The sequence below is a fragment of the Paraburkholderia hospita genome (genome assembly GCF_002902965.1).
In the GTDB taxonomy this organism is placed as follows: domain Bacteria; phylum Pseudomonadota; class Gammaproteobacteria; order Burkholderiales; family Burkholderiaceae; genus Paraburkholderia; species Paraburkholderia hospita.
The window spans coordinates 1312305-1324821 of the sequence record NZ_CP026106.1 but is presented as its reverse complement, the minus strand read 5'-3'; the positions used below and the strand labels follow the sequence as shown (position 1 = coordinate 1324821).

Genomic DNA, 12517 nt, shown 5'->3' with positions numbered 1-12517 from the left:
GGCGCATTGCATCGCAATGCGCCGACATATCCAGGTCCGTTCACCCATGACGTTTCGTCGGACACGTCAGACGTGCCCCTGGTCCCACATCACAGGGTGCGACAATCAATTAATTAAGTACGGGAACCGAACGTATTTCCTCGAATTGGCACACAAAATCACAAATCCACTACGACGTCTCCCACAGGTCGTGCGCAGCAAATAAGCACATTGCCATCGGCAGGATTGTCCAGCGGCTCCGGTGCATAGGCAATCGCTCCCGAAACAAGCCCGCTCTCGCAGTTGTGACATATTCCCGTCCGGCACGACCATCGGACGGGTACGTCGCAGGCTTCGGCCAGTTCCAGAATACTTTGGTAGGAAAGCGTGTTCCAATGTGCGGCGATACCACTGCGTGCGAACGACACCAGCGGCCCCTCGGCGACCTCTGCAAGCGGCAGATGCGGGGCACGCACCGACGTGTCCGTAATACCTGGATTCAGCGACTCCACACCGCCGAAGCGCTCCATGTGAAGTCGCGAATTCGGAACGCCCATGCCTTCCAGCGTTCGCTTCATGTCGTCCATGAACGATGTCGGCCCGCAAAGATAGACATCGGCATCCACGGGAAGGCCGATCTTTTCCAACGCCATTTGCGACACACGACCCGTGTCGTCGAAGTCGTCACCGATACGATCGCTCGCCGCCGGCGCGCTGTAGCAAACGTAGTCGCGTCCGTGCTCGAGCATGTTGAGCAGGCGCCTGGATTCGGCACCGAAAGGATGATGCTTGCCATCGCGGGCCGCATGAATCCAGAGAACCTGCCGAGCGGACCCCGCCGCCGCCAGTGCATCCAGCATCGAGAGAACAGGCGTCACGCCGATTCCAGCACTCAGCAATACAACGGGATTGATTCCGTCCTTGAGGACGAAGTCCCCGCGCGGAGCGCTGACATCGAGCGTATCTCCCACGCGAACACGATCGCCAAGATAGGTGCCGGCCGCCCCGTTCGGCTCGACCTTCACGCTGATGCGATATCGGCCTGTCGACGGCGCACCTGAGAGCGAATAGCTCCGAAAGAACGGCGGATCTTCAGCGCTCTGTTTCAGACGCAACACAACATATTGCCCCGGACGAGCCTGCTGAAGTGGCAGTCCATCCGGCGCCTCGAATACGAACGAGAGAACGTCGGCGGACTCTCGCTGGATTGCTACGACTACAAGTTGTCGAAAACCAGGCGCAACCGCATTCGACGCCGCGGCGGGCGCAAGCCCCGCGTTGCCGCTAGTCGCGCCTGCCTCGATGCTGCCGAGTAGTGTGTTGAACGACGTTCGCCATCCCGGTGACAGAGCCTCGATACACAATGCACGCTCCAATCGATCACGTGGATGGGCAGGCGAATACAGCAGCGCATTGATCTCTTCGACGGTCATCTGCGCCTTCGCCCCACGCAGCTTGATGATCTCGTCGCCAGCGCCCACGTCGCCTTCCTGCAGGACACGCAGATAGAACCCCGGGCGTCCGCTGGAGGTCAACAAGGCCGCCATGCGCGGCTCGTCCATGCGAATGCCAAGGCGATAGCAGGTTACGCGCGGCTGCGTGACTTCAAATATCGCATGACCTATCTGGTAGACATCTCCGATACATACCTCACGGTCCGGCAATCCATCGATCGTAAAGTTCTCGCTGAACTGTCCAAAGCCGAATTCCTGCCTGTGCAGAAACGCTTGCCAGTGTCGATACGAATCGATCTGATAGGCCAGCACGGCGCGTTGTTCTCCGCCATGTCCGCCAAGATCCCCTTGGCCGTCACCGTCAAGGCCCAGACGCCTAGCGACACATCGCCCTTGCACCGGAAGTTTCCAGCTTCCCGTATGCACGGTCCGCCCATTCCATTCGATGTCGCGCGGGAGGCCAACATTCACCGATAGCAGTCGTGCCATGTCAGTCACACCTCTATACGATTCCCGGCAGTGCGCGTCATTCCCGCGACGCGTCCAACGCCCTGACGCGTCAAGCGCTTCGTCAACAAGGGCGGTATGCGGCGCTCATTTGCGCGACGGAATGAATCCTGGCGTGCCCGTCTTCACGACTTCGTTATATCGCCGTCGGGTCTGAATCTGATTGATCTCTTCGAACGCGTCTGCAGGGAGCGCGGCGATATTGAAGTTTTCCCGCGCGCGAGTTGCTGTCTTTGGCGTGGTCAGCATAGCCGTGCCACGTTGCACGGCCCAGGCGAGCAGAACCTGCGCCGGTGTTTTCTCCACACGCGCAGCGATCGTTGCGACCACGGCATCATCGAGCGGACCCGGCCTTATTCCATGCCCCAGCGGAGCGAAGGCCAGAAATATGATCCCATTCGCGTTGCAGAACTCGAGAAGCTCCGTCTCCGGAAGATACGGATGGGCTTCGACCTGCACCGCCGCCGGTTTGATTCTTGCCGCCTCATATAGGGGTTGCAGTTCATTCAACGTAATGTCGGACAGTCCGATCGCCCGGCATCTCCCACCGTCGACGAGCGCTTCCATCGCACGCCATGTGTCGAGCAACGTGACACCGTCGTCGTAGATGACGTCGCCATTTTTATCGCGCGGGTCCTGGTCGTCTCCCGGCTGGAACGCGAATGGCGTATGTATCAGGTACAGATCCAGATAGTCGATTCCAAGCTTCGTGCAGCTTGCTTCGAAAGCCAGCGGAACGCGCTCGGGCCGATGGTTTGAGTTCCAGAGCTTGGTCGTAACAAAGACCTCATCGCGCGCCATCCCATTGTCCGCGAGCCCTTTGTGCAAGGCCTCTCCCACCTCGCCCTCGTTTCTATATCGCTCTGCACAGTCGAAGTGTCGATACCCCTCCGTCAGCGCATCGTAGACAGCCGTCCTGGTCGTGGCTGCATCGGGGATCAGCGTGCCGAACCCAATAGCAGGCATGGAACCAGACCCGTGTTTGAGCGGGATTTTTCGCAGCTGGAAATCTGTCGGCACAGCCATGGCGCTACCTCCGCACCCTCGCAGGCGCAAAGCAGCCCGTCAATTCGCGTGCGTACGCGACAACGTGCAGGTACAACGGGATATCGGCTCGCGACTGTCGACGAAACCGCTTCTTCCGAAAGCAATCGCGAACCAATGCATGCCGGCTACGATATCCGCTATCCGCCACGGGTGCAGCGGACGTGCTCTTCCGCTGTCAATATGCCTTCGACTGTCTCTTCAATCGCGTGCATGGAACCGAAAAACACGGGTCCGCAGAATCCCGCGTCTATCCCGGCATCTGCGCGCCACGCCAGACCTGACATTGCTGGCGGGCAACCTCATGCAATGAACTATGTACGCCGTAGATGCGGCGCAACCACATTGCGTCGCTGACACCTTCAGTCAGAGTACGCTTGACGATATCCAGGCCTTCCTCCGCGCCCAGAATGCGCGCATGCTCAGCGACCGCGTCCAGCGTGACAAGAACGTCGCCCCGAATCGGACCGCGATGCCCGGTCTCCGGATTCACGCATAGACCATCCAGTCCATAGCGGCAGGCCATGAACCGGTTCGTCCGATACACTTCGTAATCACGCTCACTGAGGCGCAAAGGCTTATCAACCAGCAGATAACGCGCAACCGCCTGGATATACGCGGCGATCGCGGCGGCCCATTCGACGCGTAGCGGTGTGTCCATGACACGTATCTCGATCGTGCCGTATCCCGGGCTTGGACGTATATCCCAGTAGAAATCCTTCAGGCTTTTGACGAGGCCAGTGTTCGCCATGCGCTCGAAATATGCTTCGAACTCCGACCACGTCGTCACGAACGGCGCTCGCCCCGACAAGGGAAATGGCGCAACCGAATTCAGCCGGGCACACTGGAACTTCGTGTCGCTCCCCTGCACATACGGCGAGGAAGCAGCCAACGCGATGAAGTGCGGAACGTAACGCGAAAGCGAATGCAATAGAACAAGCGCCGAATCAGGATCCGGGCAGCCTACATGCACGTGCTGGCCAAAGATCGTGAACTGCTGGTACAGCGCGCCATACAGCCCCATCAGATATTCGGAGCGTTCGCGCCCGTCGGAACGCTGGTCGTACCAGTTCTGGAAGAAGTTTGTGCCGCCGCCGCACACTCCGACATTCAGAAAATCCGCTGCCCGGACCAGGGTATCGCGAAGCACCTGCAATTCGCTCCTCGCCTGATCGAAATTCTGGCATATGCCTGTCGCCAGCTCGATCATCCCCTCTGTCGTCTCCGGCTTGATCGCGCCCGCAAAAGTCTGCTCGCTCACCCGGTTCAGCAACTCCGTCGCCGCCTTCGTCAGGTTGTAATCATGGGTATTGACGACCTGAACTTCGAGTTCGACTCCCATCGTGAACGGATCAGATGACGCAAATGGCTGCAGCATGGGATGCCCTCTCGCACATCGATGCTCACGCCGAGCCTTGACGTACGAGCCGGCGCTGCCGCATCTGGTCGGATAAGCGTTGAGCGCGAGCACTGCCGCTATGCAGCACCAGGCTCAACCGCACTGTCATACGTCGATCGGAGACGAGCCCGAACGGGGTATTTTCATAATACGCGTCCTGGCTGTCCGAATTACGTCGTCTCGAAGTCCAACGCCGAAAAGCGTGCACGCATTTCGTGCATGAAGTTGTGCCACCGCGTCGTTACAGGGCAATGGCACCTTGCATCGCACAATCCAGGGTTTATACCGAGCCCTGTGTCATCAACGGCTTTGCCCGGTCTTCGACACCCGCGCTTTTCTGAATGTGTCGAGCACTGTTGCGGCCTCGAACTGGGTTGTCGCCGCGCAATCGGCTTTCATCAGCGCCTCGATGCGCTGCGCAGTATCCGTCGACGGCGCCGGCGTGTAGACCATGATGCGCATCCCCGGCGCATCGGGCACTTCCAGCGACAGCGCATCCAGTTCCAGCACCCCTGCTACCGGATGCTCGATGACCTTGCGCCAGTCGCTGCGCTTGAGCACTTCGTGTTCGGCCCACCAGCGGCAGAAATCAGCATCCGTATCGTTCAGCTCTTCGACGAGATCGCGTAAAAACACTTCGCCCGAAGGCCGAAGAATGTAGTCGCCGCGAAACTGCGCCAGCACGCATTTTGCATAGGCGTCCCAGCCCTGAAAGAGCGCACGCGCGCCGTCTTGCTGAAACGTGAACCACAGCAGATTGCAGCGGCCCGCAGGCATCTTGCGGAAGTCGGCGAACACGCGCACGGCGGCCTCGTTCCACGTCACATAGTTCCAGTTGCCGTCGACGACATACGCCGGCATGTTGCCAAGCTGATCGAGCATGCGCCGAACGGTATCCGTCACGTTCTGCGCGATGGGATACGGGCCAGGCGGCGTGTAGTGATTGGCAAGCTCGAACAGATGCGTGCGCTCGTGCGGCGAAAGCTTCAGCGCATTGGCGAGGCTTTCGATCGTCTTGAACGACACATTCACTTCCCTGCCCTGTTCGAGCCACGCATACCAGGTGACGCTGATGCCAGCACGCTCGGCCACTTCTTCGCGGCGCAGGCCCGGTGTCTTGCGGCGGCTGCCGCTCGGAAAGTCGATGTCCTCAGGTCGTAGACGTGCGCGGCGCGTCCTCAGAAAATCGGCCAGTTCGTTCAGGCGCTGCTGCTTCTCCATGTCTCGGCTCCTTCTGCCTTCCCTGTTACTGCCATTACTAGTAATGGCAATTGCTAGATGCGCTCCGTCAACCATGCCACATTGGCGCCGTCGGGAAGCACGCTGTATCCAGCATCGGTAACGCCAGATTATAGAACCCGTTACCCGTGCATGTGGCAGCCAGCCGCGTTGAAGCGTAGCGAGACAACGCGCGTGTCTTCCGACAGATATCAGAACATTTACGGAGACACTCATGCGTCGTTCGACCCGCTTTCACCGTGCGTGCGTATTCGCCGCAGCGGCTTTCATCCTGACGGCTTCCTGTGCCGCGCGCGCGGACTACACCGGCGCGCCGCGCACGTTTCTGTTCAATCCCGCCGTGCAGATTCCGTTCTCCGACACGGCGAAGTTCAAGAAGAAACCGCCCTACGTGATCGGCTTTTCGAATGCGGGACTCGGCGACAGCTGGCGCGTCGTGATGCAACACTCGCTGATGAAGGCCGCGTCCGAGCATCCCGACCTCATCAAGCAGTTGCTGATTACAAACGGGAACATGGACGACGCGAAACAGGCCGCCGACATTCAGGACCTGATCTCGCGCGGTGTGGATCTGCTGATCGTCAGCGCCAACACGCAGAAGGCGCTCGATCCCGTCGTCACGCGCGCGATGAAACAGGGCATCCCGGTCGTGATGGTCGACCGGCGCATTTCATCGGACAACTTTGTTTCGTTCGTGACGGGTTCGGATGCGATGATGGGCCGCGTGTGGGCGCAATGGATCGTCGAGAAGCTGCACGGCAAGGGCAACGTCATCATGCTGGCAGGCCAGGCGGGTTCCAGCGTCAGCGCCGACCGCGAAGCGGCCGCGCATGAAGTGTTCTCGCAATACCCCGGCATCAAGGTGCTCGACACGGTCTACTCGGACTGGAGCCCCGTGAAGGCCAAGCAGCAGATGCAGGCCATGATCGCGAAGTACGGGCACACCATCAACGCCGTATGGTGCGCGCACGGCTTGCCCGTCGCGGGCTCGATCGAAGCATTCCTCGCGGCCGGTTTCAAGCCCGGCGAAATTCCGCCGCACACGACAGCCGACCTCAACGGCCCGTTGCAACTCGCGTTGAAGTACAAGATTCCGATGCTCGAAATCGGCTATCCGCCTTCGATGGGCGGCACGTCGCTCGATGTCGCGCTCAAGGTGCTGCAAGGTCAACCGTTGCCGAAGATCTACGAGATCAGTCCGCAGATCGCGCTGACGCGTGGCGACGAGACGGCGTCGGTGCCGCATCCCGACCAGTACATCGATCAGGTGGTCGATGCGAAGGGCCCGCCCGACAAGATCATCGACGGCGGCATGGGAGCGGACTACAACCCGTCGACGTTCAAGATCAAGCTGCCGGGTGAGAAATGAACCAGCCCGCATCCAGTCCGTCACGCGATAGCCTCTCCGCGCCGTCCGACGTCATCGAAGTCAGCGGCATCACCAAGCAGTTCCCCGGCGTCAAGAGTCTCGATGCCGTGAGCTTCGGCGTGCGCGGCGGCGAAATTCACGCGCTGGTCGGCGAAAACGGCGCGGGTAAATCGACGCTGATGAAAGTGCTCGCGGGCGCCTACGTACCCGACGAAGGCGCATTGCGCTTCGACGGTCAGCCTATTACGTGGAAGTCTCCCGCCGACGCAAAGGCGCACGGCGTTCACATCATCTATCAGGAACTCGTGCTGTTTCCGCAATCGAGCGTGGCGCAAAACATCTTCGCCGGAATCGAGCCCCGCACGCGGCTGGGCACGATCGACCATCGCGCGATGAACGAACGCGCCGCCACGTTGCTGCACGAACTCGGCGTGCAACTCGATCCGCGCGAGCGTGTCGGCGCGCTCTCTGTCGCCAGCCAGCAGATGGTCGAGATTGCGAAGGCGATGGCAAGCGAGATACGCGTCCTGATACTCGACGAACCGACAGCAGTCATCGCCGGCAAGGAGGTTCAGCTATTGTTCGAACGGCTGCGCGTACTGCGCGAGCGCGGCGTCGCGATTGTCTATATCTCGCACCGTCTGGATGAAATCTTCGAACTGTGCGACCGCGTGACCGTCATGAAGGACGGCCGCAAGATCGGCACACAAGCCGTGTCGGAAACGACGCGTGCCGGTCTCGTGCGGATGATGGTCGGCCGCGAAATGAAGGATATCTATCCGCCAAAACCGACGCTGGAGCCGGGCGGCACGGTGCTGATGAATGTCGGAGGTCTGCAGGTCGGCAATCGCGTATTCGATGCTTCGCTGTCCGTACGCGCCGGCGAAATCGTCGGACTCGCCGGCATGGTCGGCTCGGGCCGCACCGAACTCGCGTCGGGCGTGTTCGGCGCCCTGCCCGCGCGCGGCACAATCGAAGTGCGCGGCGCGCGCCACGCGCGCATGACGCCTGCAACGGCGATCCGCCTCGGTCTCGGCTTCGTCACGGAAGACCGCAAATCAGAAGGCTTGCTGATGTACCTGAACGTCGCGCAGAACGTCACCGCGACAACCCTCCAGCGTGTGTCCCGTTTTGGATTGCTGCGAGCAAGGGAAGAACGTACAGCAGGCGCGGATGCTATCCGCGAATACGGCATCGCGGGCGCGCGGCCTGCGGGCAGCGTCGCGACGCTGTCAGGCGGCAACCAGCAGAAGGTGCTCATCAGCCGATGGGTACGCGTGTGCACCAGTGTACTGATTCTCGACGAACCGACACGCGGCGTCGACATCGGCGCGAAGGCGGAAATCTATCGACTGATGCGCGAACTGACGAATCGCGGACTCGGCATCCTGATGATCAGTTCCGAGTTGCAGGAAGTGATCGGCATGTCCGACCGCGTCCTGGTGATGCGCGAGGGGCGAATTGCGGGCGAAGTCAGCGGCGAGCAGATGACCGAGCACGACATCATGGCGCTCGCGACGGGTGGCGCGCAATTCGCGCAGACGGGAGGCACTCATGCGTTCGCTCATTAGGCGTCGCGTCGCACCGAACGCGGCCGTATATATCGTTGCGGGCCTGATTGCGGTGCTGTTCATCGCGGGGGCCAGCGTCAACGACCGCTTTTCGACCCTGTCCAATCTGCTGAACGTCCATCAGCAGTCGACGGGACTCGCGCTCGTCGCGCTCGGGCAGACACTCGCCGTTCTAACAGGCGGCATCGATCTGTCTGTCGGCTCGCTGATCAGCGTCGCGGCGACGCTCACCTCGGGTTTGTCGGATGCCACACGAGGCGGATGGGGCGTGGCGATTTCGGTCGCGATTGCGCTGTCCGTCCTCGTGGGACTGGCCAATGGTCTGCTCGTGCTCTGGCTGCGCGTCCATCCGCTAATCGTGACGCTGGGTATGGGTGCCGTGCTGCAAGGCGGCATCCTGTACTACGCGAACGGCCCCGTGGGCAGCGTGCCGGACGGCTTCGACGCGCTGGCCTACGGCCGATACGCTAATGTGCCCGTCACCGCCACCGTCGTGCTGCTCCTCTATGGCTGCGTGTCGTATTTCATGCGCAATACGCGCCTCGGCCGATACGTCTACCTCGTCGGCGACGACGACAACGCGGCGACGCTATCGGGCATTCCGCGCAAACGCGTCATTCTGTTCGTCTACACGTTCTCGTCACTCTGCGCAGGCATGACGGGCATCTATCTCGCTGCCCAGTTCGGCTCGGGCCAACCGTATCTCGGCGCGAACTACACGCTTGCGTCGATTACGCCCGTTGTCGTCGGCGGCACGATTCTGAGCGGAGGGCGTGGCGGCGTCATCGGTACGCTGCTCGGCGTGTATCTACTCAGCATGCTCAACAACCTGATCAACTTCGCTGGCGTGCCGTCGCAGTATCAGCTCATCGTGCAGGGTATCGCGATCATCGCGGCCGTCTGCGTCAACGTCCAGCAGAAACGGAGGCTCGCATGAACTCGGTTGCTCCGCGCAGCGACGCCACACCGGCGCGCACGCTGTCACTCGGTGTCGCGCGACGCTATGGCATCTATCTGTTTCTCGTGGCGCTGATTGCGCTTTCGGGCGCATGGTCGCCTGCTTTCCTTCGCGCCGACAACGTCGTCAACATGCTGGTGCAGTTCGCGCCGCTCGGCATCGTCGTGATTGGCCAGGTGTTCGTCATTCTCGTGGGCGGACTCGATCTGTCGGTTGCCTCCGTGATGGCGACGGCGGCCGTGATCGCCACCGCGTTCGACGACACGAACCATTCAGCCCCTGCCATCTTCGGCGTCACGCTCGTGCTGTGCATCGGTGCGGGGCTACTCAACGGTCTGCTCGTCACGAAGCGTCAGGTGTCGCCGTTTCTCGCAACCTTCGCCACAGCCGTCGTGCTCGACGGTCTGCGCTTCGCCTACACGCAAGGCGCGCCGTCAGGCAACGTTCCACCGCTCTTTCACGTGCTGGGAACAGGCTCGATCGCGGCCGTGCCCGTCAACGTGCTGTTGCTGATCGCGTGCGCGATCGTATTCGGCACGCTGCTGCATCTGTCCACGTTCGGGCGACGTGTGTACATGGTGGGCGGCAACGCCGTCGCCGCGAGACTGGTCGGCGTGAGTCCCGACACCGTGCGCATCGCCTGCTACGTGATCAGCGCGCTGCTTGCCGGGCTGGCGGGACTGATCCTGTCGGGCTATGTCGGCATCGTCGACAACTGGGTGGGGCGCGGCTTCGAACTCGATTCGATCGTCGCCGCAGTGATGGGCGGCCTCGCGCTCTCCGGCGGCCGCGGCTCGCTGCTGGGCGGACTTGCGGGCGCAGCAATTCTCGTCATCGTCTTCAACATCGTGCTGCTGATCGGCATGCCCGTGCAGGCGCAGATCATCGTCAAGGGCGTGATCATCATCGGCGCATCCGCGTGCTACGTGAGCCGCCGGCAGCGCTGAATTTCCAGATCCACACGAGGCCATTGGAAATGGCCCGACTAACCAAGGAGTCGAATATGAGAGCAGTGCGTTTTCATTGTGCGCACGATATCCGGGTCGAAAACGTACCGGACCCGACGGGCATGGGCGCGAACCAGATGATCGTCAAGCCGCTGTGGTGCGGCATCTGCGGCACCGATCTGCATGAGTATCAGGCGGGTCCCATCGTCGTGCCCACCGAGCCGCATGCATTGACGGGCGCAAAAGCGCCTCAGGTTCTGGGCCATGAATTCAGCGCGGAGGTCGTCGAAGTCGGCAAGGACGTGAAGAACGTGCAACGCGGCGACCGCATCTCGGTGATGCCGCTCGCGTCGTGCGGTCAGTGCTATTACTGCGCGCGCGGCATGCGCCATCTGTGCACGAAGATGGGCTGCGTCGGGCTGAGCTGGGACGGCGGCGGCATGGCCGAATACACGGTGCTCAACGACTATCACGCGAACCGCCTGCCCGACAGCGTCAGCGACAAGCAGGGAGCGTTGATCGAACCCGCTGCCGTTGCACTGTATGCAGTGGACCGGGGCGGCGTCACGGTCGGTTCGACGGTGCTGATTACTGGCGCAGGCCCGATCGGCGTGCTCGCGGCGCTCGCCTGCCATGCAGCGGGCGCCACGAAGATTTTCGTCAGCGAACCCAACGCGGCGCGCGCCGCGAAGATGGCCAGCTTCGGCGTCACGACCGACATCTTCGATCCATCCGATGGCGAGCTTCCGCAAAAGATTCGCGACCTGACAGAAGGTGTCGGCGTCGACGTGGCGATCGAATGCGCGGGCAACCAGCATGCGCTGAACGCCTGCGTCGATGCCGTGCGTTCGGCGGGCGCCGTCGTTCAGGCGGGCCTGCATGTCGGCACAGCGAGTGTCGATCCGATGAAATGGTCGCTGAAGGATATTCGGATAGAAGGAACGTGGTGTTACCCCGTCACGATCTGGCCGCGCATCATCGGCATGATCGCGAACGGCAAATTCCCCGTTGAAAAGCTCATCCACGATCTGATCGATGCCGACGATGTCGTTGAGAAAGGCTTCGACGTGCTGAGCGACAAAGGCAGCGACAAGATGAAGATTCTCATCAATCCCCAGACACGGTGACGACATGCCGCACACGCAAGAAAAGCACAACGCACAACAGATAGGCTGGATCGGGCTCGGCAAGATGGGCACGCCCATCGTGCGCAATCTGCTCGCCGCAGGATTCGACGTAACCGTGTACGACGTCGACGCAGAACGCGTCGACGAGGCCGTTCGACTCGGCGCGCGCCGCGCAGAAGATGTCAGCAGCGTCGCGCGTTCGGCGCCTCTCGTCTTCTCGATCATCCCGGACGACGCCGTACTGCGTAAGGTCGCGCACGGCACACATGGCGTGATCGAAAACGCGAACGACGGTGCCGTCTATATCGACATGAGCACGGTATCGCCCGCGGCGTCGGGCGAGGTTCGCGATGCGGCGCGCAAGCGCGGCATCGGCTACATCTGCGCGCCCGTTTCGGGCAGCACGGTCCTCGCCGACAAGGCCCAGTTGACCGTGTTCGCATCGGGCCCGAAAGACGCGTACGGCCTCGCATTGCCCGTCTTCCAGGCGATGTCGACGCGCCAGTACTATGTCGGCGAGGATCAGCAGGCACGCTATCTGAAGCTCGCCATCAATCACCTCGTCGGCTCGACGGCCGTGCTGCTTGCCGAAGCGTTGACGCTCGGCACGAAGGGCGGCCTCGACTGGGCCGAGATGCTGGATGTGATCGGCGACAGCGTCGCCGCGTCGCCCCTTGTCAAATACAAACTCGATCCGCTGAAGAAGCGGGACTTCTCCCCTGCCTTCTCGTCGCGGCAAATGCTCAAGGACATGTCGCTCGTGGTCGATGCGGGCGTCGAAGCCGGCGTACCGATGACAGCCGCGGCGCTCGTGCGCGAGCAGTTCGCGCGTTACGCTCAGGGCGACGGAGCGGATCTGGACTTCTTCTCCATCGTGCGTGCCGTCGAAGCGCAAGCCGGCCTTTCCCGCTGAATTCTTTCTC

10 protein-coding genes are annotated in these 12517 nt (G+C 61.5%); 6 read left to right on the top strand and 4 right to left on the bottom strand.

Features of this window, described 5'->3' with window-relative positions; all coding sequences use genetic code 11:
* Positions 1 to 158: 158 nt before the first annotated feature.
* From C2L64_RS24340 to C2L64_RS24325, 4 genes are all read right to left on the bottom strand, one after another.
* Positions 159 to 1922 (bottom strand): MOSC and FAD-binding oxidoreductase domain-containing protein, encoded by a 1764-nt coding sequence (locus C2L64_RS24340; protein WP_103153719.1) that lies wholly within the window; start codon positions 1920 to 1922, stop codon positions 159 to 161.
* A 105-nt stretch (positions 1923 to 2027) separates the two neighbouring features.
* Positions 2028 to 2966 (bottom strand): aldo/keto reductase, encoded by a 939-nt coding sequence (locus C2L64_RS24335; RefSeq protein WP_007735412.1) that lies wholly within the window; start codon positions 2964 to 2966, stop codon positions 2028 to 2030.
* A gap of 268 nt (positions 2967 to 3234) precedes the next feature.
* The gene (locus C2L64_RS24330; RefSeq protein WP_009770710.1) at positions 3235 to 4362 is read right to left on the bottom strand and encodes a YbdK family carboxylate-amine ligase; all 1128 of its coding nucleotides are present in this window, start codon (positions 4360 to 4362) and stop codon (positions 3235 to 3237) included.
* Between the two features lie 321 nt (positions 4363 to 4683).
* Positions 4684 to 5604: a helix-turn-helix transcriptional regulator gene (locus C2L64_RS24325; RefSeq protein ID WP_009770709.1), complete on the bottom strand. Its 921-nt coding sequence runs from the start codon at positions 5602 to 5604 to the stop codon at positions 4684 to 4686.
* Positions 5605 to 5836: 232 nt separating this feature from the next.
* Between C2L64_RS24325 and C2L64_RS24320 the strand changes: the two genes are divergently transcribed.
* The 6 genes from C2L64_RS24320 to C2L64_RS24295 are packed head-to-tail and all read left to right on the top strand — an operon-like array spanning position 5837 to position 12507.
* Positions 5837 to 6991: an ABC transporter substrate-binding protein gene (locus C2L64_RS24320; RefSeq protein WP_009770708.1), complete on the top strand. Its 1155-nt coding sequence runs from the start codon at positions 5837 to 5839 to the stop codon at positions 6989 to 6991.
* Positions 6988 to 8562, top strand: coding sequence for a sugar ABC transporter ATP-binding protein (locus C2L64_RS24315; protein ID WP_009770707.1), 1575 nt, complete (start codon positions 6988 to 6990; stop codon positions 8560 to 8562). The genes C2L64_RS24320 and C2L64_RS24315 overlap by 4 nt, the downstream gene beginning before the upstream one ends.
* The gene (locus C2L64_RS24310) at positions 8546 to 9499 is read left to right on the top strand and encodes an ABC transporter permease (protein ID WP_009770706.1); all 954 of its coding nucleotides are present in this window, start codon (positions 8546 to 8548) and stop codon (positions 9497 to 9499) included. Before C2L64_RS24315 ends, C2L64_RS24310 begins: the two co-directional genes overlap by 17 nt.
* Positions 9496 to 10467 (top strand): ABC transporter permease, encoded by a 972-nt coding sequence (locus C2L64_RS24305; protein ID WP_009770705.1) that lies wholly within the window; start codon positions 9496 to 9498, stop codon positions 10465 to 10467. Before C2L64_RS24310 ends, C2L64_RS24305 begins: the two co-directional genes overlap by 4 nt.
* A gap of 56 nt (positions 10468 to 10523) precedes the next feature.
* Entirely contained in the window at positions 10524 to 11594 is a 1071-nt protein-coding gene (locus C2L64_RS24300) for a 2,3-butanediol dehydrogenase (RefSeq protein WP_009770704.1), read from the top strand.
* Between the two features lie 4 nt (positions 11595 to 11598).
* A complete protein-coding gene (locus C2L64_RS24295) occupies positions 11599 to 12507 on the top strand; it encodes an NAD(P)-dependent oxidoreductase (RefSeq protein ID WP_009770703.1) in 909 nt (302 codons plus the stop codon).
* Positions 12508 to 12517 lie beyond the last annotated feature (10 nt).